The organism is Nitrospirillum amazonense (assembly GCF_029594735.1).
GTDB lineage: Bacteria > Pseudomonadota > Alphaproteobacteria > Azospirillales > Azospirillaceae > Nitrospirillum > Nitrospirillum amazonense.
This window is the reverse complement of the sequence record NZ_JARPAF010000002.1, coordinates 97,425-119,751: the sequence shown is the minus strand read 5'-3', so window position 1 is coordinate 119,751 and position 22,327 is coordinate 97,425. Positions and strand designations below refer to the sequence as shown.

The following is a 22,327-nucleotide window of genomic DNA, read 5'->3' as shown; positions in this document are numbered from 1 at the left end:
TCAATTACTTACCTCTGCGCTTACATGTGTAAATCACGGATAAATTAATCGATTTGTATCAATGTTTTATGCTGAGAGTTCGTAAGCTTCCCAAGCTTACGACGAGGGTTCGATTCCTTTCACCAGCCCCAGCTCCGGCCGGCCGGAGCCCACCGCCTTCTGGCGATGCAATCCTTCCCGGACAGAACCATTTCGCGGCTACCCGACGCCCAGGCCTTCATGCCAGCCGCCCCACTGCCGCCACGGTTCCTCCCCACATTACAAGTGTGTAACCCATCCGGGGCTTGGTCGCTTTCCCGTTGAATCGCTGGGCCAGTGGGACAATATGGAAATCGCGGCCCATGGGGGTCGCCTGGGTTTAACCTGGGATCATTCGAGGAACGTCATGGCTATTGGACCCTACAATCGTTTTGCGTCGAGCACCGGCGCTTACGACCGGGCCCTGTTCGATGAGGGCCTGCGCCAGCACATGCTGCGCGTTTTCAACTACATGACTGTCGGCCTGATCGTCACCGGCCTTGTCGCCTTCTTCGGGGCCCAGTCCCCGGCCCTGGTGGCGGCCATCTTCGGCACGCCCCTGAAGTGGGTGGTCATGCTGGCGCCGATCGGCTTCGTGTTCGCGCTGTCGGCCGGCATCAACCGCATGTCGTCGGGCACGCTGCGCACCGTCTTCTTCGCCTACTGCGCCGTCATGGGCCTGTCGCTCATGAGCCTTTTCCTGGTGTTCACCGGCGCCAGCATCGCCCGCGTGTTCTTCATCTCGGCCGCCACCTTCGCCGGCGCCTCGCTATATGGCTACACCGCCAAGCGCGACCTGACGCAGTTCGGCTCGTTCCTGATCATGGGCGTCATCGGCCTGGTCATCGCCAGCCTGGTCAACATCTTCCTGGCTTCCAGCGCGCTGCAGTTCGCGGTGTCGGTGCTGGGTGTGCTGATCTTCACGGGCCTGACCGCCTATGACAGCCAGCGCATCAAGGAGATGTATGCCGAATCCTGGGGTGTCGAGGCCAACACCAAGCTGGCCGTCATGGGCGCGCTGAGCCTGTATCTTGACTTCATCAACATCTTCATCTCCCTGATGCAGCTGATGGGCGACCGCCGCAACTAAGCGGAACCCACCGGCAGCGGGAAGGTTGTGGGGTCGTCCGGGAAACCGGGCGGCCCTTTCCTTTTGGCGCCGCCGCCGGTCATGATCGGGCAGGTCCCGTTCACTGCGCCGCCCCCAGAGGTTCGCCGCCATGATCTTCCTCTACACCGATTTCGGCTGGTCCGGCCCCTATGTCGGCCAGATGCAGGCGGTGCTGGCGGCCCGCGCGCCGTTGGGTACCCCCATCATCGACCTGATGCACGACGCCCCCGCCTTCGATCCCCTGGCCGCCGGCCGCCTGCTGGCCGCCATCCTGCCGGCCACCCTGGCCGCCCTGCCGCCCACCACGGTGCCAGCCGTTTTCCTGGCCGTAGTCGATCCCGGTGTGGGCACGGCGCGCCGGCCCCTGGCCGTGAGGCTGTCCGGCGGGCAGGGCCGCCCCCAGGGGTGCCCCGTCTGGTTGGTGGGGCCGGACAACGGCCTGTTTCAGCCGCTGATCGCCGATACCACCGCCACCGGTGGCCTGGCCGAGGCGTGGGAGGTCACTTGGCGACCCGAGGCCCTGTCCGTCTCCTTCCATGGCCGCGACCTGTTCGCGCCGGTGGCGGCCCTGGCCGCCGCAGGGCAGGAGCTGGGGGACTGGGCCCGCCCCCTGGCCCTGGCCGACCTTGTCGGTGCCGCCCCCTTGTACGGAACGGGGGATGGCGGGGCGGCCGACAATGGCCGCATCCTTTACATCGACAGCTATGGCAACGGCTGGACCGGCCTGCGGCCCGCCGGGGTGCTGGACGGCGGTGTGGCGCCCGACGCCCGACTGTGGGTGGGCGGTCCCGGTGGCGGCCGGGCGGTGGAACCCGCCCGCACCTTTGGCGCCGTGCCGCCGGGGACGGCCTTCTGGTACGTGAACTCCAGCGGCCTGGTGGAAATCGCGGTGAACCAGGGCCGTGCCGATGCGGCACTGGGCTTCACCCTGGGCTCCCCCATCGGCGTGCGCGCGCCTTACATCAAGCTATAGACGGCAAACGATAGGAGGCGGTATGGGGCTTCGGCTCCCAACGTAAGCCCCGACTGGGTAAGCCCCGACCGGGTAGGCCCTGACTGGGGCCGCCGGAGTTTTGTGGGGAGCGAAGCGGACTGCAAAACGAGGATGAGCCAAGCCGCCGGAAGGCGGCGCCCGGCGGTTGAGGGCGAAACTAATGCGCCGTAGGCACCACCGTCGCCTCGTCCATCAGGGCCAGGAAGGGCAGGTCGCTGGGCTGGTTGCCATAGCCCCAGCGGCGGCCATAGGGCCCCGTCTCCTCCATCCACAGGGCCAGGCGCCGGGCCTTTTCCGCGCGCACGCAGTTGCCGGCCACCATCTCGCCCGTCAGCAGGCCGTCCTCGCCCACCGCCATCTCGGTGCCCAGCAGGTCATGCACCGGCAGGTCGGCCAGCAGGGCCGGCATGTACAGGGTGAGCGCGCCGGTGGCCACCAGGATGCGGTGGCCTTGATCGGCATGGCGCATCAGGGTGTCGCGCAGCGGGGTGTGCCAGCGGACCCAGGCCCCCATCTCCGCCGCCGCTTCCTGTGCCCGCTCCAGCGGCACGCCGGCCAGGCAGCGGCGCAGCAGCCGGCGCTTGAAGGCCGTCTTGAAATCATCATCCGCGTCGCCGGCATCACCGCCTTTCACCAGGGTTTCCCTGCCAGGCAGGTGGCGGCTGGCCAGGGGGCGAACCGGTAACCGGCGCGACGCGGCACCGGCCACGCTGCCGGCCAGGTGGCGGCGCAGGGTTTCGCCCCCGGCCACCCGCGCCAGGAAGGGCAGCAAGCTGTCACCCCGCGCCAGGGTGCCATCGAAGTCGAACACAGCCAGGCCCGGCAAGTCGCTTTCCTGGGAGATGTCGCCCGCGCGGGCGGCCACCACGGGGGCGGCGGTGTTGGGGGCGTTGGACTGGGACATGGTCGGCATGAAGCTCTGCGACAGGCGGATGGGGCGCAACCCCCGGTTCATCCGCGCCATAAAACGGGGTGGGCGGCTTCCTCTCAAGTGGTTTTCGCGTTAAGTGTCGGCCTTTCCGCTCAAGACCGACGGCAGCCCCATGATCACCACCCCCACCACCCTTGCCGCCGCCACCCCAGGTGCGGCCAAGCCCTACAAGATCATCATCGACACCGATCCTGGCCAGGACGATGCCGTGGCCATCCTGCTGGCCTTGGCCAGTCCCGAGGATGTGGAGGTGCTGGGCATCACCGCCGTGGCGGGGAACGCGCCCCTACCATGGACAGAGAAGAACGCCCGCCGCGTGTGTGAGCTGGCGGGCCGGCCGGATGTGAAGGTGTTCGCCGGTTGCGACCGGCCCATGGTTCGCCTGCTGCACACGGCGCCGGAGGTGCACGGCGATACCGGCCTGGATGGCCCGGTCCTGCCAGAGCCCACCATGCCGCTGCAGGCGCAGCACGCCGTGGATTTCATCATCGAGACAGCGATGCGGGAGGAGCCGGGCACCGTCACCCTGTGCCCCCTGGGGCCGCTGACCAATGTCGCCCGCGCCCTGGTGAAGGAACCGGCGATATCCTCCCGCCTGCGCCAGATCGTGCTGATGGGCGGCGCGCAGATGGAGGGCGGCAATTCCACCCCCTGCGCTGAATTCAACATCTACGTCGACCCGCACGCCGCCGACATCGTCTTCAAATCGGGCGTGCCCATCGTCATGTTCCCGCTGGACGTCACCCACCAAGTCCTGACCGCGCGTCGCCACATGGATCGCATCCAGGCCGTGGGCAACCGCGTGGCCCAGGCGACGTACGAGATGCTGGACTTCTACCAGCGGTACGACGAGCACAAGTACGGCACCGACGGCGGTCCGCTGCACGACCCCTGCGTCATCGCCTGGCTGATCCGGCCGGGCATCTTCGAGGGCAAGTCCGTGAATGTGGAGATCGAGACCGGCAGCCCGCTGACCACGGGCCAGACGGTGATCGACCGTTGGAACACCACCGGCCGGCCGCGCAACGCCACCGTCATGCTGAAGGCCGACAGCGACGCCTTCTTCGACCTGCTGGTGGAACGGCTGCGGCGCTTCGGCTGATACCCCGGCGGATCCTGGCGACAATGACAGATCGGCAATAGTTGCCGATCTGTCGGAATCTTTTGCCTGGGTTGGCACAGGGCAGGGGCATGGCTGGCCGGCCTTGGCGCCGGCAAAACCGGCGCATCGCCTGGGTTTTCGCCGGTGACAGCGGCGGCCCGGGCCTTGCTTGGGAATACGGCGTTAACCATGGCTGCCCACGGGCACCATGGGGACCGCGTCGTTCCACCCCAGGGGCCAAGGACCGAAGACCATGTCGTTCCTGAACACCAGCAACCACACCCAGTCCGCGGCCAATGCCTATGGCGGCTTCGGCGCCGCGGGCAGCGGGGGCGTCGGTCCGGCCGGCTCGCAGAGCGCCCTGTCCATCAGCCAGACCGACAGCGCCTTCGCCGACCTGCTGAAGGGTGACGACGATCCGCAAACCATGCTGAAGGACATGACCACTGGCGGCTTCCAGGGGTATTGGTCCTATCAGATCAAGCAGATGAAGCAGAAGATCGCCGAGGACACGCTGCAGTCCAAGGGCCTGACCTCCCAGGACGTGGCCAACATGCCCGCCGATCAGCGCGCCGACCTGGAACGCCAGATCATGCGCGAGGTGGAGCAGAAGGTCCGGCAGATGACCGCCTCCGGCAAGGATGGCAAGAGCGGCTTGGAAGACGCCACCCAGACGGCGGCCGATGGCAGCGGCCAGAACGGTTTCGGCAGCCAGATGGCCGCCAACAGCAACCAGACCGGTGCGCGCAGCGGCGTGCCCATCGCCGGCGGCGATACCCTGCAGGGCATCCTGGCCGCTCAGGAGATGAGTGCTTAGTTTTTCGTCGTTTCCGGGGCGGGCCCGCCCCAGCGCAGGGTGGTGACCAGCCGGCCGGCGGTGCCGTCCTCCAACAGGATGCGTTCCCAGCGCATGCGGCTGCGGCGGATCAGCAGGTCGGGGCGGTGGTTGGTCTCGGTCTCCAGATCCAGCACGCCGTCCGGCCGGTCGTACCAGCCGGCGCCGGCCAGGCCGGCTTCCGCGTCCAAAATCTGCGGCGTGGCATAGGACAGCAAGGGCTGGCCCAGCACCGTGCTGGCCGACACCGTCCATTCCGCCTCGCGCGCTGCGGATGCCGCCAGCAGGCGGTGGCTGCGATCACAGATCAGATGCACCGGATCGCGGGAGCGCTGGACCAGCCGCTTCAGGGCAGCGTCCTGGCCCGCCCGGCCCGGGCTCAGCAACGCGGCGATAGGGGCGGCGTGCGTCTCATCCGGCCAGGCCAAGCCCCGTTCCCAGCGCGACACGGTGGCCTGGGTCACGCCCAGCAGCTCGGCCACATGGCCCTGCTTTAGGCCGCGCAGCCGGCGCAGGCGGCGCAAATCCTGGCCCACGGTGTGGCTGGCCGACCGTCCTTCCATGCCCGCCTCCCAAAAACGAAGGGGCGACCCGAAGGCCGCCCCCGATGACACCAGACTCACGCGTCCCGGACTTGCGCGTCCCGGCCACTCAGTGCGACTTGCCGCTCTGGATGGTGCCGGAGATGGAACCGCCGTCGGCAATGCTGATGCGGCCGTAACGGATGGTGCCGTCGACCTGGCCGGTCTCACCGATGGACAGGGTGCCTGTCACCTCGATGGTGCCGGTGGCGCGGCCGGAAACCTTCATGCTCTCCACCACGGCGGTGCCCTCGAAGTGGCCCCCCTCAGCCACCTCCAGCACCTTCACCTCGTTCAGCGTCACATCGACCAGGCGGCCGGCGACGTGCAGGGTGTGGCAATGGGAGATCTTGGCGCCCTCGATACGGGCTTCGGGCGAGATGGTGGTGACCCCGCCGCCCAGGTCGGGCGTCGATTCCGTCTGCGGTCCGCCGTTCAGGCCCGGCCGCAAAAAGCTGCGCGGATCGAGGATGTCACTGGCCATCGGTCCCCCTCATAGTCCGGCGCAGGCCGGAACCTGGAAATATCCGGCGCGGGGCCGGAAGCTGAAAACACCCGGCGCGCGCCGGAGGTCGGAAATTCCTCGTCCGGGCCGGCGCGCATTCCCCACGATGCACCGCCGCCCCCGCCAAAACGGGCCGGACACTGCAAAACTCTTAAGCGTTTCTGAGGCTTTTCGCAACATCTCCCGGGGCGGCCAGGCGGGGGATGCCCCCTTGGCTTCACCGGCGCGCATGCGTCCCGTACTAGGGGCGCATGGCAGGGGACCTGCAGGATAGGGCGGGTTGCGATTGACGGAGGCCCAGCGGCACACAATAGTCGGCGGTTCCAAACCCCGGTTGGCGCGCCGGGGGTGGCCCTGGTTTTATGATAATTCCGTGTAACGCGCCTCAAGAAATAAAGGAGTGTCTGGCCGTGATTCCTGTCGTGATGCCGACCTATTCCCGGATCGACGTTGTGTTCGAGCGGGGTGAGGGCTGCTTCCTTTACGACACCACCGGCCGACGATTCCTGGATTTCACCAGCGGCATCGCGGTGAACGCCCTCGGTCACGCCCATCCCTACCTGGTGGAGAAGCTGACCGAGCAGGCGCACAAGCTGTGGCACACCTCCAACCTATTCCGCGTGGCAGGGCAGGAGAAGCTGGCCAGCCGCCTGCGGGAACTGACCTTCGCCGACACCATGTTCTTCACCAATTCCGGCGTCGAGGCGTGGGAATGCGGTGTGAAGCTGGTACGCAAGTATCACTATGAGACCGGCCATCCGGAGAAGACGCGTTTCATCGTCGTCGGCGGCAATTTCCACGGTCGTACCATGACGGCCATCGCCGCCAGCGGCCAGGATAAGATGGTGAAGGGCTTCGGCCCTCTGCTGGACGCCTTCGACCGGGTGGCCTACGACAATTTGAACGAGTTGCGCGCCGCCATCACGCCGCAGACGGCCGCCATCCTGGTGGAGCCCATCCTGGGCGAGGGCGGCATGCGTCCGGCCAGCCTGGATTACCTGCGTGCCCTCCGCGCCATCTGCGACGAGTACGGCCTGCTGCTGTACTTCGACGAGATCCAGAGCGGCATGGGCCGTTCCGGCAAGCTGTTCGCCCATGAATGGGCGGGCGTCACCCCGGACGTGATGTGCATCGCCAAGGGCATCGGCGGCGGCTTCCCGCTGGGCGCGTGCCTGGCCACCGAGAAGGCGGCCCAGGGCATGGTCGCCGGCACCCATGGCAGCACCTTCGGTGGCAACCCGCTGGCCATGGCCGTCGGCAACGCCGTGCTGGACGTGATGACGCAGCCGGGCTTCCTGGACAACGTCATCGCCAAGGGCGACCTGCTGCAGGGCAAGCTGGAAGAGCTGGTGGCGCGCCACCCCACCGTGCTGGACAGCGTGCGCGGCAAGGGCCTGATTCTGGGCGTGAAGTGCGTGACGCCGGTGGGCGACCTGGTCACGGCATTGCGCGACAACGGCATGCTGGTGGTCTCCGCCGCCGACAACGTCGTCCGCATCCTGCCGCCGCTGATCGTGGGCGAGGCCGAGATCAACGAGGCCGTAGCCATCCTGGACCGCACCTGCGCGGCCCTGGCGGCTTGAGGGGTACCCACATCATGACCGCGACGACCAAGACGGTCCGGCATTTCCTGGACATCAGCGATTTCGATACGGCCACGCTGCGCGAAATCCTGAAGCGGGGCCGGGACCTGAAGCAGACCAACGGCACGGCCCAGCATCCCCAGCCCTTCCGGGGCCTGACGCTGGCCACCATTTTCGAGAAGCCGTCCACCCGCACCCGCGTTTCGTTCGAGGTGGGGATGCGCCAACTGGGCGGTGATGTCATCACCCTGACGGGGCGCGAGATTCAGCTGGGCCATGGCGAAACCATCGCCGACACGGCCCGGGTGCTGTCGCGCTTCGTCAACGTCATCATGATCCGCACGGACCATGAGACCAAGGTGCATGAGATGGCGGGGGCCGCCAGCATCCCCGTCATCAACGGCCTGACCGACACCTCCCACCCCTGCCAGATCATGGCGGACATCATGACGTTCGAGGAGAAGCGCGGACCCATCGAGGGCCGTGTGGTCTGCTGGAGCGGCGATGCCAACAACGTCTGCCAGAGCTGGATCCATGCCGCCGCCCGCTTCGGCTTCGAAATGCGCGTGGCGGCGCCGGCCAGCCTGCAGCCCACGGCCGACACCATCGCCTGGGCGGCGCGCGAAGGCGCCCGCCTGGTGGTGACGGAAGATCCCAAGGCCGCGGCCGAGGGCGCCGACATCGTGGTGACGGACACCTGGGTATCCATGCATCACAAGGATGCGCCTGCGCGCATGGCATTGCTGGCCCCCTTCCAGGTCAATGACGCGCTGATGAAACTGGCCTCCCCCGACGCCATATTCATGCATTGCCTGCCGGCCCATCGGGAGGAGGAGGTGACCTCCTCCGTCATCGATGGTCCGCAGTCCGTCGTCTGGGACGAGGCGGAAAACCGCCTGCACGCCCAGAAGGGCATCCTGGCCTGGTGCCTGAACGCCTGATCGTTCCGGTACCGGACCAAGCTTGTCCGGCCTTGAGGTTATCCATAAGGCCCCGATCGGTTGACCCCGGTCGGGCGCCTTTGTTTTTGGGGTAAGCGATCATGACCACCGCCGCCGTTTCCACCCTCGCCTCCGCCCTTGATTCCCGGGACATCGACGTGGTGCAGCCCTTCCAGCTGGACCGGTCCAACCTGCGCGGCCGCATGGTGCGCTTAGGCCCCGTGCTGGACGAGATCCTGGGCCGCCACGCCTATCCGGGCCCCGTCGCCCAGATGCTGGCGGAAACGATCACGCTGGCGACCACGCTGGCGGCGGCGCTGAAGTATGAGGGCGTGTTCACCCTGCAGACCAAGGGTGACGGCCCCATCAACCTGATGGTGGCCGACGTCACCAGCGCCGGCGCCGTGCGCGGCTACGCCCAGTTCGATGAGGACAAGCTGAAGGCCGCCCTGACGGATGAGGTCGAGAAGGCGCCCGTGCCCGCCCTGCTGGGCAAGGGCTATCTGGCCTTCACCGTCGACCAGGGCGAGCACACCCAGCGCTACCAGGGCATCGTCGGCCTGGAGGGTGATCGCATGGACGATTGCGTGCGCCACTACTTCACCCAGTCGGAACAGCTGGCCACGGGCATCGTCGTCCATGCCGGCCTATCTGACGGGGGCGCTTGGGGTGGCGGTGCCATCATGCTGCAGGCCCTGCCGGATGAGGATGCCGGCAGCGTGGCGTCGGACGCCAAGCCCAGCGACCTGGAGGACGATTGGCGCCGGGCCATGGCCCTGTTGTCCACCGTCACCCCGGCCGAGGTGCTGGACCCGGCGCTGCCGGTGAACGACGTGCTGTTCCGCCTGTTCCATGAGGAAGAGGTGCGGGCCTACGACCCGCACGGCCTGGCGGCGCAGTGCCGCTGCTCGCGGGAGCGGGTGGTGACGGTGCTGAAGTCCCTGCCGCGTGAGGAAGTGGCCGACCTGAAGGTCGATGGCGCCGTGGACGTCGCGTGCGAGTTCTGCAGCACCCACTACCGCTTCGACGATGCCGAGCTTGAGACCGTTTACGGCTCGGCTTCCTGAGGTCGCGCTGTCGCTGGCCGGTTTCGCCCGGGCATGACGCCCACGGCGATGCCGGCCAGCACGCCCGCCAACCCAAGGGCGTGGGCCAGGGTCGGCCGCTCACCCAACAGGAACAGGGACGGCACCAGCACGGTGACGGGCAGCAGGCCGGTGAACAGGCCGCTACGGCTGGCGGGGATGTGGGCCGCGCCGCGCAGCCAGAACATCACCGCCACCAGGCCGTTGCCCAGCGAGGCTGCGGCGTACAGCGTCCAGGCGCCTGGCGACAGGGCGCCCCACAGCGACTGAAGCGTCATTCCCCGCGCCGTCACGACGGCGAAGGGCAGGGCCAGGACCGCCGCCATCAGATTGGCAAGGAAGGTCACGGCCAGGGGCGACACGCCGCCCAGGCGGCGGGCATAGACGTTGTACAACCCCTCCGACACCACGGCCCCCAGGACCAGGGCGTTGCCGCGCAGCGTGTCGCCGGCGCCGCCGCCACCCTCGTGACCGCCGGACGCCAGGTTCAGGGCGGCGATCCCGGCCATGGCCAAGGCGATGGCCGCGCCATTCCGCAGGGTCAACCGCTCGCGCAGGATGGCGGCGGCGCACAGGGCGGTCACGGCGGGGATGGTGCTGGTCAGGATGCCGGCGGTGGTGGCGCTGGTGCCCCGCAGGCCGTACATCAGGAAGACGTTGAACAGCATCATGCCGAACAGCGACAGCAGGGCCAGGCTGGCCCAGTCGCCGCCCGTGGCCGGCAGGACGCGGCGCGCATGGCGCACGGCCCAGGGGCTGAGCGCCAGGGCCACCAGGGTGAAGCGCACATCAGCGGCCACCAGCGGCGGCACGGATGCGACCGCCATCTTGCTGATGGGCACGGACAGGCCCACCAAGACCATGGCGGCGGTGAGGGAGAGATAGGCGGAACGCATGGGCGCCACTGTAACCGCTCATCGACCCGGCCGACACTCTTTGGGCCAACATCGCTGTTGAAGCGGGACCCGCCAGCGCTTACTTGCAGTGCCTGACTGATTGCCTTTCCCAAGGATGACGACAATGACGACCGAAACCGCGACGCTGGCTGGTGGCTGCTTCTGGGGTATGGAAGATCTGATCCGCAAGGTGCCGGGCGTGGTGGACACCCGCGTGGGCTACATCGGCGGTGAGCTGCGGAACCCGACCTACAAGGACGTGAAGACTGGCACCACCGGCCACGCCGAAGCCATCGAGATCACCTTCGATCCGGCCAGGCTGACCTATCGCCGCCTGATCGAGTTCTTCTTCCAGATCCACGACCCGACGACGGCCAACCGCCAGGGCAACGACATCGGCAGCCAGTATCGCAGCGCCATCTTCTACGCCTCGCCCGAGCAGAAGGCGGCGGCTGAGGAGGTGATGGCCGAGGTTGACGCGTCGGGCCGCTGGCCCGGTAAGGTCGTCACCCAGATCGTTCCGGCCGGCACCTTCTGGGAGGCCGAGGACTATCACCAGGACTATCTGGAAAAGAACATCGGCGGCTACACCTGCCACTGGGTCCGCCCCGACTGGGTGCTGACCGGCAAGTAAACGCTCGCTCGGACGCCGAATTGAAGAAAGGCCGCCTCCCATCCCGGGGGCGGCCTTTTTCGCGTCAGCGCCCCATCTCCCGCCCTACGGGATAGCGCAGGTAGGCGGCATCGCTGTAGGGCGTACGGTCATAGAACCAGGCCAGGCGCTGGTCCGGGTTGGCGGCGAAGCCGGGGTCGGCCTTCAGCTTGGCCTCGAAGGCGGCTTTCAGGGCCGGGTCGGCGGCCAGCATGCGCTCGGCCAGCGGGGCGATGGCGTAGGGTTCGATATATTCCGTGCGTTGCAGGATCTCGGGGAAGAAGCCCCAGGCCAGGAACGACTCGGTGCTCTCCGCCTCCAGCAGCTGGCCGGCCAGGTCGCCCAGAGGCTGGTCGGTGGGTACGCGCACGCTGCCCTTGGGGTACAACACCGTGCGCGTCTCATGCACATACCCGGACGTGTCCAGCATGACATGGCCCTCGTTGGTCTCGGTGGCCAGCTTGGGCTCCGTCAGGCGCACGGCGTCCACCGTGATCTCGCGCGGCTGATCCTGCGTTTCCATCGCCAGGCCGTGCAGGCGCAGCCGCGCGATGATCTCCGGCTTGGTCGCCGGCACCCAATAGGCCTCGGGCCGCGCGACGGTGACGCTGGGGTGATCCAGGAAGACGGGCATGCGCACCGTGGCGCCCGGCCGCCCCAGCCAGCGCACCTCCACCCCGCCCGAGGCGGGGGAGATGTAGCTCTCATGCCGCATGGTCCGGAACTCCACGCTGGCGCTGGGCGTCTTCTCCACCTCGAACGCCACGGGCAGGGTGACGGGGCGGCGGTCACGGTCGGACGCCACGGCCTGACGCAGGGCAGCACCCTGTTCCGCCAGCAGGGTCAGCGACCGCTCGATCAGCACATAGGTGCCCAGCACCCGCTGGCGATAGGGCTTCAGCGAGTGGTTCTCCACCAGCACGGTGGGGATATGCGCCAGGTTGCCGTAGCCGATGGAATAGCGCAGGGGCGTGGTGCCGCCGGCGATGCCGCCCTCCGGCTTGCGGCCGTCGGCCTCCGTCACCAGGGGGCCGGGGACGTGGCCGGCCTTGGCCAGGGCTTGGCCCACCTCCGTCTTGAAGGGGCCCGCCAGCCAGCGGTCTATGGCGGGGGAGAACAGGTCCCCAGCGGCACCCTCGTCGTTGCCGAAGGTGATGTCATAGGCGTAGTCCATGCCGTCGGTGACATGGATGTCCAGGTACAGGTCCGGCTGGTAGCGGCGGATCAGGGCGATCATGGCCCGCATCTCTGGCGTGTCCAGCTTGCCGTAGTCGCGGTTGAGGTTCAGGTTCTGCGCCGTGGTGCGCCAGCCCTGGTTCATGGGGCCGCGCTGGTTGGGCCGGTTGTAGGCGCCGGCGCGCTCATGTCCATCAACGTTGAAGATGGGCACGAACAGCAGGTTCACGCGGTTCAGCAGGCCGTCTTTGCCCCGCTGGGTGATGTCGCGCAGCAGCATCAGCCCGGCGTCCTTGCCGTCGATCTCGCCGGCGTGGATGCCGGCCTGCACCAGCAGCAGAGGCTTGGCCGGGTCCGGCTTGCCGTCGATCAGGCCCTTGGCCGCCAGCACGGCCACCATCTCCCGCCCCTCGGGCGACACACCGAACACCTCCTGCCGCAGCAGGGGTGATGCCGCGACCAGCCGGTCGATGAAGGCGCGGGTCTCATCATAGCTGGGCGTGGCGGTCAGGCCCGTCAGCTCCGCCGGGGTGGCCCAGGGATCAGTCGCCGGCACCACCAGCTTTTCCGACGCGCCGTGCCAGGGAGGCAGCGGCGGCAGGAAGTCCGTGTCCCAGGGGCCGGTCTGGGGCCCGGTCCGGGGGCCGGGCGCGGCCGCCAAGGCGGGGGCGGCGACGGACAGCATCAGGATGGCGCAGAGCGCCAGGCGATGAGGGTGGGGCATGGGCGGGACTCGGGATGGGCGAAGAGATGGGAATCGACCATCACCCGGCGGACCGGGGGCTTTCAAGAATGCTTTTGCCAGAACACCGAAAGCGCAAAAGCCCGGCTGGACAGGCCAGCCGGGCTTTTGGATTTGGTGGAGCTAAGCGGGATCGAACCGCTGACCTCTACAATGCCATTGTAGCGCTCTCCCAGCTGAGCTATAGCCCCGAACCTTGGAATTCGGACACCGCTTCTGGGGGCCCGTGACCTGGGCGGCGGCGGTGAGGCCGGGAATATGCGCAGATGCGGGGCGGAGATCAAGCGCGCAATTTCATCCGCGACCCTGGCATGTCTTTCAGTCATGTGACAGGTGGCACCGCCATCCTCGGCATTGGAAAAGAAAAAGTAGCGGCAGGGCCAGTCAATCGGATCAGAAACACAAAAGGCCGGCTGAGTCGTCAGCCGGCCTTTCGGAATTTGGTGGAGCTAAGCGGGATCGAACCGCTGACCTCTACAATGCCATTGTAGCGCTCTCCCAGCTGAGCTATAGCCCCAAACCATTTTTAACTCGGTCCGCGCCGCCTGGGGGCTGGCGTGGTGTGGGCGGGAATATGCTCAGATGCGCCGGCCGGATCAAGAGAAAAATCGGGGATTTCCAAACTTTTTTCCGGAACGGCCAACGCCCTGAAATTGCTCAGACTTTAGCGGTCCTCGTCGCCACCTTCGACGTCGACCACCTCGCCCATGTCATCCTCGTCGCCCAGTTCCTCGGCGTCCTCCAGCAGGACGTCCTCATCATCGTCGCCGGGCACCTCGTCGGCGGTCTCGGCTTCCTCCAGGTCATCGACCTCCAGGTCGACTTCGGCCTCTTCCAAGGCCTCTTCCTTCTCCTCGTCCTCGACCTCCACGCCGGTGTCCTCGTCATCCAGGACCGGCTTCTTGGTGTCGTCGGCCAGGATGGGACGGGCGCGGCGGGACTTCAGCAGGGCCTCAGGATCGAACACGGTCGAGCACGAGGGGCAAGTCGGCGGATTCTTCCGCATGTCGTAATAGCGGGTGCCGCAGTTCGGGCAGATCCGCTTGGTGCCCCATTCCGGTTTCGCCACGGCAATCCTCCGTCAAAAACACGCGTGACGACGGCCCGGGCCGGCCATGTCCACGCTTCATATAAAAAGGTACAGGAGCGGGCGTTTGCCATGAAGCCCGCCCCCTGTCAAACGTGAATCCTCGAAGACACCCACAAGGGGGCGCTTTCGTCCCATGCGGCGGCGCCCATCGGGGCCCCCTGGGCAGTCCCCGGGCCCCAACGCCTTGCGCGGCGGCGGGGGTAGGGCCATCCTGGACGCTGTTCCGCCCCGCCATTCCAGGGACTCCAATCCCCATGTCCGCGCCCGCCTTGTCCACCTGGATCTCATCCCCCGTCCCGCCGCTGGGCGGCACGGTGGTGGTGCCGGGCGACGCCGCCATCGCGGCGCGCGCCCTGGTGCTGGCGGCGCTGGCCGTGGGGGAGAGCCGGGTGACGGGCGCCCCCGTCGGGCTGGAGCCGCTGGTGCGGGCCCTGTGCACGCTGGGGGCCCATCTTGAGCCACTGGGCGAGGGCGCCTGGCGGGTCCACGGCGTGGGCGTTGGCGGCCTGCGCCAGGCCCCGGGCCTGCTGGACGTCGGCCCCGACGGCCTGGCCTTCGCCTTGCTGGCCGGCCTCTTGGCCACGCAAGGGGGCGAGACCTTCCTCACCACCAGCCATCCTGCCGCCACCACTTTCCTGAAGACGGCATTGCCTCCATTGGCGCGCATGGGGGCGGCCTTCACTCCCGCCGGTGACGGGCTGGGCGGCTTCCATCCCCCGTTGTTGGTGCGCGGCACGGCCCGGCCGGTGCCGGTGGACCACCGGCCGCTGGCCCCGGTGGCGTGCGAGGTGAAGTCCGCCCTGCTGCTGGCCGCGCTCAACGTCGCCGGCCGCACCACGGTGGTGGAGGAAACGCCCACCGCCGACCATACCGAACGCCTGTTGCGCCAGTTCGGCGCCACTGTCACCGCCCGCCACCAGCCGGACGGCGCCTGGGCCGTCAGTATCGACGGCCAGCGGGAACTGCGGCCGGCCAGGGTGGCGGTGCCGGGCGACGCCTCCCTGGCGGGCGCCGCCCTGGTGGCCGCCGCCCTGCGCCCCGGCCCCGGCATCGCGCTGCCCCACGTCGGCGTCAATGAACACCGCATCGCCCTGCTTCCCGTGCTGCGCGACATGGGCGTGGGCGACATGGGCGCCATCCGGGCGGCGGCGGGTCAGGCCGCCAGCGAGGGCGAACCCGTGGCCGACCTGCGGCTGCACCCGCCAGCGCATGCCTTGCACGGGGTTGAGGTCGCGGCCGCATCCCTCAGCACCGGTGAGCTGGCGCTGGTGGCGGTGGCGGCGTCTTGCGCCCGGGGCACGACGGTGCTGCGCGGCCTGCCCCTTCGCCTGGCCCGAATGGTGCCGTCCCTGGTGGCGGCCTTGGGCGCCTGCGGAGTCACGGTGTCGGCAGGGGCGGATGTCCTGACCGTCACCGGCGACGGCCAGCCGCCGCAGGGCGGGGCGACGGTGGAGGTCGATGCCGACCTGGCGCCGGCCTTCCTGGCGCTGGGCACCGCAGCTGCGCACCCCATAGCCGTGCGGTCCAGCCTGGGCCCGGCGGCCGCCTCCTTGCTCAACGCCCTTGGCGCCGCCATCACGCAAGAGTGAGGGGTGGGGCCGGCTTGCCAGGCGGGGCGGGCGGTGTTAGGCCACCGGCCTGTCCCCCTTCCGGTTCCACTTGCTCGGCGAAGGCGCCCCATCCCCATGACTTCTTCCTTCATCGTCGCCATCGACGGCCCGGCCGCCAGCGGCAAGGGCACGCTGGCCCGCCGCCTGGCCGCCACCCTGGGCTTCGCCCACCTGGACACGGGCGCGCTGTACCGCGCGGTGGGGTTGACGCTGTTGCGGGCCGGCCATGCGCCGGACGACACGCAGGCCGCCATCGCCGCCGCCCAGGGCCTCGATCCCGCCACCGTGCTGCCCCTGATGAACGACCCGGCGCTGCGCCAGGACGCGGTGGCGGTCGCTGCCTCCAAGGTCTCGGTGGTGCCCGAGGTGCGGGCGGCCCTGTTGGATTTCCAGCGCAATTTCGCCAACCACCCGCCCGGCGGCGCGAAAGGCGCGGTGCTGGACGGCCGCGATGTCGGCACCGTGGTCTGCCCCGACGCGCCCGCCAAGCTCTATGTGACCGCCGACGTTGAGGTCCGCGCCCGGCGCCGTTTGTCGGAGTTGCGGAATACTGGCGCTGAGGCTATATACGAGGCCGTCCTGGAGGACATGAAAGTTCGTGATGCGCGTGACAGTCAACGGGCGGTGGCACCGCTGAAGCCCGCTGTCGACGCGTTTTTGCTTGATACGTCCATGATGGATGCCGAACAGGCATTCGTCGCCGCCACGGACTTCATCCGCTCCAGACCCGCGTTTCCCGGCTTCCTTTAAAACGGACGGTTAGGCCGCGCGGCCCCCAACTCAACCCAAGTCGCCGGGCATGGTGTCCGACGCCATGGGCCAAGTTAACCTCCTGTCGGCCGGGCGTCTGCCGGGGGGTTGGAACGGGCCTGTGCTGGATCCACTCAAGGAGTTTAAATGGCCCAGGTTTCCGCCGCCAAGTCCCAAGACCGTGGGATGAAGGAAAGTTTCGCCGCCCTTCTGGAAGAGTCGCTCGGCACGAGCGAGAGCCTCGAAGGCACGGTGGTTAAGGGCACCGTTCTCAACATCGAGAACGACATGGTGCTCATCGACGTTGGTCTGAAGTCCGAAGGCCGGGTCGCGCTGAAGGAATTCGCCGTCCCCGGTCAGCCGGTTGAGCTGAAGATCGGCGACACGGTCGAGGTCTACCTCGAGCGCATGGAAGACAAGCACGGCGAAGCCATGCTGTCGCGCGAGAAGGCCAAGCGCGAAGAGGCCTGGACCCAGCTGGAGCGTGCGTTCACCGAACAGCAGCGCGTCACCGGCATCATCTTCGGCCGCGTCAAGGGCGGCTTCACGGTCGACCTGTCGGGCGCCGTGGCCTTCCTGCCGGGCAGCCAGGTGGACATCCGCCCGGTGCGCGACATCTCCCCGCTGATGGGCACCCCGCAGCCCTTCCAGATCCTGAAGATGGACCGCTCGCGCGGCAACATCGTCGTGTCGCGTCGCGCCGTTCTGGAAGAGAGCCGCGCCGAGGCCCGTTCGGAGCTGGTGGCCAACCTCAAGGAAGGCCAGGTTCTGCAGGGTGTGGTCAAGAACATCACCGACTACGGCGCGTTCGTGGATCTGGGTGGTGTCGACGGCCTGCTGCACGTCACCGACATCGCCTGGCGCCGCATCAACCACCCCTCGGAAGCCCTGCAGATCGGCCAGACCGTTACGGTCCAGGTCGTCCGCTTCAACTCCGAAACCCAGCGCATCAGCCTGGGCATGAAGCAGCTTGAGGCTGATCCGTGGGAAGGCGTGGAAGCCAAGTACCCGGTCGGCGCCAAGTTCAAGGGCCGCGTCACCAACATCACCGACTACGGCGCCTTCGTGGAGCTGGAGCCCGGCATCGAGGGTCTGGTGCACGTCTCCGAGATGTCCTGGACCAAGAAGAACGTCCACCCCGGCAAGATCGTCTCCACCTCCCAGGAGGTCGAGGTCATGGTGCTGGACGTGGATCCGCAGAAGCGCCGCATCTCCCTGGGCCTCAAGCAGTGCCTGGACAACCCGTGGGAGACGTTCGTCGACAAGTTCCCGGCCGGCACCGAGCTGGAAGGCGAGGTCAAGAACATCACCGAGTTCGGTCTGTTCGTTGGTCTGCCGGGCGACATCGACGGCATGGTCCACATGTCCGACCTCGACTGGAACAAGTCGGGTGAAGAGGCCATCCAGGACTACAAGAAGGGCGATCACGTCCGCGTGAAGGTCCTGGACGTCGACGTGGAAAAGGAACGCATCAGCCTGGGCATCAAGCAGCTGGCCAGCGATCCGTTCGAAGCCACCGTCGCCGGCGTCAAGAAGAACGACGTCGTCACCTGCACCGTCACCGCCATCACCGAGGGCGGCATCGAGGTGTCGGTCGTCGACGGCTTCACCGGCTTCATCCGCAAGTCCGACCTGTCGCGTGAGCGTTCCGAGCAGCGCCCGGACCGTTTCGCCGTCGGCGAGAAGGTCGACGCCAAGGTCACGCAGATCGATCGCGCCAGCCGCAAGATCGGCCTGTCGATCAAGGCGAAGGAAGTCGAGGAAGAGAAGCAGGCGATGGCCGAGTTCGGTTCGTCCGACTCGGGCGCTTCGCTGGGCGATATCCTGGGCGCCGCGCTGAAGCGCGCCCAGAAGGACAAGGACGAGGCCTGAGACTTGGTCCGTCAGGACTGAGTTTCAGGGCCCATCCGGGTCTTGAGTAGGAAAAGGCCGTCCCCGGGCAACCGGGGGCGGCTTTTTTCTTATCCAGCCGGCTTGGCCGGACGGAGGAGCTCGACGGGGAGGGCCCCCGAAAGGCTGAGTTCAATCAGCGATAATGCAAGAGTATGAAGACCTTACCCTTGCCAGGACGGGTCCGCTCCGGCACAGTTGAGGGAGGACGGGCGGCGACGGAGGCCGTGACCCCGACCCCACGGGGGCCTAGCCGAGGCCTGCCACCAGGGGAAGCGGGGCGCGGTATCAGGACCTGCTAGGCGTGGGTGGATGTACGCCCAGGCCGTCGGCCTGCCGGGAGGCACCAACGACACGATAAAGATAGCGTTCCCGCGAGACCGGGACCGATTGCCCAAGGGGGAATTGCCGATGACCAAGTCGGAACTCATCATGCGGCTGGCGGAACTCAATCCGCACCTCTACCAGCGCGATGTGGAAAAGATCGTCACCACCATCTTCGACGAGATCACCGAGGCTCTGGCCCGGGGTGACCGGGTGGAGTTGCGCGGCTTCGGTGCCTTCTCCGTGAAACGGCGCGACGCCCGCACCGGCCGCAACCCCCGCACGGGCCAGGCGGTGGACGTGGATGAGAAGTTCATTCCCTTCTTCAAGACGGGCAAGCAGCTGCGTGAGCAGTTGAACACCGACTGATAGCCCCCATCTGTGGGACCCGGTCCCGGCGGTTCCGTCGGGACCTTCTCGGCGCCGCCCCAGGGGCCGCCCCATCCGGGGGCGGTCCAGGGCGGCCGTTGCCAGTGGAGCGGCCAGTGCTGCGTTACCTTTCCTGGATCGTGTCCATACCCCTGGCCCTCGTCGCCATCGACTTCGCCATCGTGAATGAGGAGTTGGTGCGCCTGACGCTGTGGCCGCTGGACGGCGCGGTGGTGGCGCCGTCCTTTGCGGTGGTGTTCGTGTCCCTGCTGGTGGGCTTCCTCGCCGGCGGCCTGATTTCCTGGCTGTCGGCCGGCAAGCACCGCCGGGCCCTGCGCAAGGAGCGGGCGCGGGGCGACCAGCTGCAGCGCGACCTGGACGCGGCCCGCTTGCACGCGGCCGATCTGGAAAAGCGCATTGCCGCCGCCGACCGGGCCGCGGGTGCGGCGGCGGCCCCGCCCGCCGACGTGCGGGTGATGTCGCTGCGCTAGTTGGCTTGCCCTCAAGCGCCGGGCGCGGCCATCCGGCCGCTTGGCTTCCTCGTTTTCCAGTCCGCTGACACTCTCCGGAAAACTGTGGCGGATGCGGTCGCATCCTGCAGCGGCATGAAATGATTTCATGCCGCTGGTTTGACGTGTTGGGTTACAGGCGGCTCTCAGCGGCCCGCCTTTTCCTTTTCCGTTTTCGCCGCCTCATCCGCCAGACGCTTGTCCAGGCGGGCGGTCACCGCCTCGCCGTAGCGATGGCAGGCGGTCTCGTCCACCAGGGGCAGGGTGGCGTTGGGGCCCAGGCGCTTCCACATCTGCGAGGCGTCGGGATGGGGCGTCAGCAGGATGTCGCAGGGCAGGGCGGCCATGGTGGCGATGGCTTGGCGGAAGCGGGCCAGCACCCCCGGATGCGCTGCCTCGTCCGAATAGCGGTAGACGTCGTCGGTGTAGGCGCTGAGGCTGTCGGCGTAGACGATGTGGTGGCAGCGGCCATCCTGGCAGCTGTCCCAGGTCCAGGTGGTGGCGCCCGGCGTGTGGCCCGGCGTGGCATGGGCCGTCAGGCGGATGGGGCCCAGGGTCACCTCTTCCCCGTCCTTCAGGCGCTTCACATGCGGGATGGCGGGGAAGGCCTCGATGCTCAGGTACTGCGGGTCGCCCCGGTCGCCCTTGCCGTGCTCCAGCGCGCCGGCCGCGGCCGACAGGGCCATGACCGTGGCACCCGAGTCCCGCTGCAACTGGGCGATGCCCCCGGCGTGGTCCAGGTGCTCATGGCTGTTCAGGATGATGCGCACATCCTCCACCTTGAAACCCAGGGCGCGGATATTGGCCTCGATCAGCGGGGCCGCCTTCTCCGTGGCGCCGTCGATCAGCACATGGCCTTGTGGCGAGGTGATGAGGATGGAGGACAGGCCGCAGGTGCCGACGTACCACGTATCGGCATAGATATGCAGCGGCGCCGCCGGCATGTTCCAGTCCGCCCCCTCCGGACAGGCCGCCGCCGGCTGCGTCATCGTCCGCGGCGTCGGCTCGGCAGCCCCGACCTCGGCAGCCATGACGGGGGCGGCAACGCCGCACAACAGAAGGGCGGCGAGGGCGAGGCGCAGGGTCATGGGAGGCGGTCCGAGGTCTTGGGGAGGGGAAACTTCCGCGTGTGTGACCGCCAATTCTGGCTAAAAAAGGGCCGGTGCGTCACTCGCCACGCACTAGATGGTAGCGTTTTCCGCTACCGGGGCCGGCGCTTGCGGCCGCGCCAGTCGGGCTTGCGGCTGCCCTCGCCGGCCGGCCGGTTGGCAGCGGCCTTGGGCGGGCGGTTTCCGCGCACGGCGCGGTAGCGGGCCACCAGGGCGATAAAGGGTGCGCGCAGCCGCTCCACCAGTGTGTCGTCCCCCTCCAGCTTGGCCAGGGCGAAGGCGCCGGCCTCCAGCGTCGACACGCTTTCGCGCCGGGGCTCGCGGCGCAGGTTGCCGTAGGCGGAAACGAAATCCGGATGGACGATCAGGCGGCGCAGCTTCAGCAGCCAGGCGTTGCGCCACCATAGGGCCTTGGCCTGCGACCAGGACCCGTCCAGCAGGATGATGCCCTCCAGGTCGGCCAGCACGGTGGGGTCCTCCACCGTCTGGCCCTTCCTGTCCACAAGGCGCAGGGTACCGGGCTGTGTGGCGACGGCGTCGTCGCCCGAGCCCATGTACAGCACGGCCCAACGGCGCGGGTCGGCCTCTCTGCCCAAGGCTTTCGCCAAATTGGGCCAGGACAGCCCCACCTTCAGCCGGCCGCGCGCCAGGCCCAGGGTCAGCAGCCGGGCGCTGCCCAGTTCCACGTCCTGTTCCTGGGGATGCTGCAGCACCAGCACCTCCAGCCGGGTCTCGATGGGCGTGATACCTTCGCAAACGCAGAGGTCCAGTGGCTTGGCGCAACGGGGACAGGCGGCCGGGGCGGCGGCGGGCTGGGGGGCGGCGTCTTCCGCCGGCGGCACGGTGTCGTCGGTCATCTCAACCAGCGTTCTCTTCCATGAAACGGGCCATGCGCATGGGCGTCGGGTTCCGCGCCATGGTCCTTCCCGCAGCCGCCTCCCGTGATGGGGTTAAGTCGCCTGCGACGATGACGCCTGAGCGCCGGGGCTTGACGGCGGGACCGACAAGCGTTGACGTGGACCCGGCGGGGCCCTCCCGTCAAGATTCTAGCACAGCCTACCCCGGTATAGAGCCATGGCCACCGTCACCGTCCTGCCCCGCCGCTTCACCTCTCCGCCCACACTGGAGGAGATTGAACGCCTGGCCACCGACGCCATCGCGTCCATCCCGCCCGAGCTGCGGGTGCACATGGGCAACCTGGTGGTCCATGTCGCCGAATTCCCGGATGAGCAGACGGAACGGGAGATGGGGCTGGAAACCCCGTTCGACATTCTGGGCCTCTACCGTGGCGTCTCCCTGCCCCAGCGCGGCGCCAACGACGCCAGCCATGGGCCGGACATGATCTTCCTCTACCGCCGCCCGCTGCTGGACTATTGGTGCGAAACCGGGGAGGATCTGGGCGATCTGGTGCTGAACGTCATGATCCACGAGATCGGCCACCATTTCGGCTTCACGGATGACGACATGTACGGCATCGAGGCCAACGACCCCTGAGTTTAGGGGGTACCGATATCGGGGATCGGC

General features: G+C 68.0%; 22 protein-coding genes and 2 tRNA genes. 14 read left to right on the top strand and 10 right to left on the bottom strand.

Features of this window, described 5'->3' with window-relative positions; translation table 11 throughout:
• The first annotated feature begins 385 nt into the window (after positions 1–385).
• Positions 386–1,108 carry a Bax inhibitor-1/YccA family protein gene (locus tag P5F91_RS06610; RefSeq protein ID WP_004272069.1) on the top strand — a complete coding sequence of 241 codons (723 nt, stop codon included), beginning with the start codon at positions 386–388 and terminating at the stop codon, positions 1,106–1,108.
• 130 nt (positions 1,109–1,238) lie between these two features.
• The gene (locus P5F91_RS06605) at positions 1,239–2,102 is read left to right on the top strand and encodes an SAM hydrolase/SAM-dependent halogenase family protein (protein ID WP_277906846.1); all 864 of its coding nucleotides are present in this window, start codon (positions 1,239–1,241) and stop codon (positions 2,100–2,102) included.
• A 178-nt stretch (positions 2,103–2,280) separates the two neighbouring features.
• On the opposite strand, the gene P5F91_RS06600 is transcribed toward P5F91_RS06605, so the two are convergent.
• The gene (locus P5F91_RS06600) at positions 2,281–3,066 is read right to left on the bottom strand and encodes an HAD-IB family phosphatase (protein WP_277906845.1); all 786 of its coding nucleotides are present in this window, start codon (positions 3,064–3,066) and stop codon (positions 2,281–2,283) included.
• Positions 3,067–3,130: 64 nt separating this feature from the next.
• On the opposite strand from P5F91_RS06600, the gene P5F91_RS06595 reads away from it, so the two are divergent.
• Entirely contained in the window at positions 3,131–4,156 is a 1,026-nt protein-coding gene (locus P5F91_RS06595) for a nucleoside hydrolase (protein ID WP_422394456.1), read from the top strand.
• 253 nt (positions 4,157–4,409) lie between these two features.
• On the top strand, positions 4,410–4,973 hold the full coding sequence (locus P5F91_RS06590) for a hypothetical protein (protein WP_145610990.1): 564 nt from the start codon (positions 4,410–4,412) through the stop codon (positions 4,971–4,973).
• Here the strand turns inward: P5F91_RS06590 and P5F91_RS06585 are convergent.
• Both P5F91_RS06585 and P5F91_RS06580 read right to left on the bottom strand, forming a co-directional pair.
• Positions 4,970–5,554, bottom strand: a complete 585-nt coding sequence (locus P5F91_RS06585) for a helix-turn-helix transcriptional regulator (protein ID WP_277906844.1) — start codon at positions 5,552–5,554, stop codon at positions 4,970–4,972. The two genes, P5F91_RS06590 and P5F91_RS06585, sit on opposite strands and share 4 nt — an antisense overlap.
• An 88-nt stretch (positions 5,555–5,642) precedes the next feature.
• The gene (locus tag P5F91_RS06580; protein ID WP_145610992.1) at positions 5,643–6,056 is read right to left on the bottom strand and encodes a bactofilin family protein; all 414 of its coding nucleotides are present in this window, start codon (positions 6,054–6,056) and stop codon (positions 5,643–5,645) included.
• A 446-nt stretch (positions 6,057–6,502) separates the two neighbouring features.
• Between P5F91_RS06580 and P5F91_RS06575 the strand changes: the two genes are divergently transcribed.
• From P5F91_RS06575 to hslO, 3 genes are all read left to right on the top strand, one after another.
• Positions 6,503–7,660 (top strand): aspartate aminotransferase family protein, encoded by a 1,158-nt coding sequence (locus tag P5F91_RS06575; RefSeq protein WP_277906843.1) that lies wholly within the window; start codon positions 6,503–6,505, stop codon positions 7,658–7,660.
• A 14-nt stretch (positions 7,661–7,674) separates the two neighbouring features.
• Positions 7,675–8,601, top strand: a complete 927-nt coding sequence (gene argF / locus P5F91_RS06570; protein WP_145610994.1) for an ornithine carbamoyltransferase — start codon at positions 7,675–7,677, stop codon at positions 8,599–8,601.
• Between the two features lie 101 nt (positions 8,602–8,702).
• Positions 8,703–9,668, top strand: coding sequence for an Hsp33 family molecular chaperone HslO (gene hslO / locus P5F91_RS06565; RefSeq protein ID WP_277906842.1), 966 nt, complete (start codon positions 8,703–8,705; stop codon positions 9,666–9,668).
• On the opposite strand, the gene P5F91_RS06560 is transcribed toward hslO, so the two are convergent.
• On the bottom strand, positions 9,650–10,582 hold the full coding sequence (locus P5F91_RS06560; protein ID WP_277907859.1) for a DMT family transporter: 933 nt from the start codon (positions 10,580–10,582) through the stop codon (positions 9,650–9,652). The two genes, hslO and P5F91_RS06560, sit on opposite strands and share 19 nt — an antisense overlap.
• Before the next feature lie 124 nt (positions 10,583–10,706).
• Between P5F91_RS06560 and msrA the strand changes: the two genes are divergently transcribed.
• Positions 10,707–11,216, top strand: coding sequence for a peptide-methionine (S)-S-oxide reductase MsrA (gene msrA, locus P5F91_RS06555; RefSeq protein WP_277906841.1), 510 nt, complete (start codon positions 10,707–10,709; stop codon positions 11,214–11,216).
• A 64-nt stretch (positions 11,217–11,280) separates the two neighbouring features.
• Here msrA and P5F91_RS06550 read toward each other — a convergent pair whose 3' ends face one another.
• From P5F91_RS06550 to P5F91_RS06535, 4 genes are all read right to left on the bottom strand, one after another.
• A complete protein-coding gene (locus P5F91_RS06550; protein ID WP_186454756.1) occupies positions 11,281–13,134 on the bottom strand; it encodes a M14 family metallopeptidase in 1,854 nt (617 codons plus the stop codon).
• Positions 13,135–13,267: 133 nt separating this feature from the next.
• A tRNA-Ala gene (locus P5F91_RS06545) sits at positions 13,268–13,343 on the bottom strand.
• A gap of 250 nt (positions 13,344–13,593) precedes the next feature.
• Positions 13,594–13,669: transfer RNA gene (locus P5F91_RS06540), tRNA-Ala, on the bottom strand.
• A gap of 147 nt (positions 13,670–13,816) precedes the next feature.
• Entirely contained in the window at positions 13,817–14,221 is a 405-nt protein-coding gene (locus P5F91_RS06535) for a TIGR02300 family protein (protein WP_145610996.1), read from the bottom strand.
• A gap of 275 nt (positions 14,222–14,496) precedes the next feature.
• Here P5F91_RS06535 and P5F91_RS06530 point away from each other — a divergent pair, with 275 nt between their 5' ends.
• The 5 genes from P5F91_RS06530 (at position 14,497) to P5F91_RS06510 (ending at position 19,676) form a co-directional block, all read left to right on the top strand.
• A complete protein-coding gene (locus P5F91_RS06530; protein ID WP_277906840.1) occupies positions 14,497–15,831 on the top strand; it encodes a 3-phosphoshikimate 1-carboxyvinyltransferase in 1,335 nt (444 codons plus the stop codon).
• Between the two features lie 96 nt (positions 15,832–15,927).
• Positions 15,928–16,602, top strand: coding sequence for a (d)CMP kinase (gene cmk / locus P5F91_RS06525; protein WP_145610998.1), 675 nt, complete (start codon positions 15,928–15,930; stop codon positions 16,600–16,602).
• Positions 16,603–16,749: 147 nt separating this feature from the next.
• On the top strand, positions 16,750–18,474 hold the full coding sequence (rpsA, locus tag P5F91_RS06520) for a 30S ribosomal protein S1 (RefSeq protein WP_004272478.1): 1,725 nt from the start codon (positions 16,750–16,752) through the stop codon (positions 18,472–18,474).
• Between the two features lie 429 nt (positions 18,475–18,903).
• A complete protein-coding gene (ihfB, locus tag P5F91_RS06515) occupies positions 18,904–19,185 on the top strand; it encodes an integration host factor subunit beta (protein WP_040845205.1) in 282 nt (93 codons plus the stop codon).
• 116 nt (positions 19,186–19,301) lie between these two features.
• On the top strand, positions 19,302–19,676 hold the full coding sequence (locus P5F91_RS06510) for a lipopolysaccharide assembly protein LapA domain-containing protein (RefSeq protein WP_186291181.1): 375 nt from the start codon (positions 19,302–19,304) through the stop codon (positions 19,674–19,676).
• A gap of 164 nt (positions 19,677–19,840) precedes the next feature.
• Here P5F91_RS06510 and bla read toward each other — a convergent pair whose 3' ends face one another.
• Positions 19,841–20,782, bottom strand: a complete 942-nt coding sequence (gene bla / locus P5F91_RS06505; protein WP_211106945.1) for a subclass B3 metallo-beta-lactamase — start codon at positions 20,780–20,782, stop codon at positions 19,841–19,843.
• A gap of 113 nt (positions 20,783–20,895) precedes the next feature.
• The gene (locus tag P5F91_RS06500) at positions 20,896–21,660 is read right to left on the bottom strand and encodes a tRNA-uridine aminocarboxypropyltransferase (protein WP_277906839.1); all 765 of its coding nucleotides are present in this window, start codon (positions 21,658–21,660) and stop codon (positions 20,896–20,898) included.
• Between the two features lie 217 nt (positions 21,661–21,877).
• Here P5F91_RS06500 and P5F91_RS06495 point away from each other — a divergent pair, with 217 nt between their 5' ends.
• On the top strand, positions 21,878–22,297 hold the full coding sequence (locus P5F91_RS06495; protein ID WP_277906838.1) for a metallopeptidase family protein: 420 nt from the start codon (positions 21,878–21,880) through the stop codon (positions 22,295–22,297).
• Positions 22,298–22,327 lie beyond the last annotated feature (30 nt).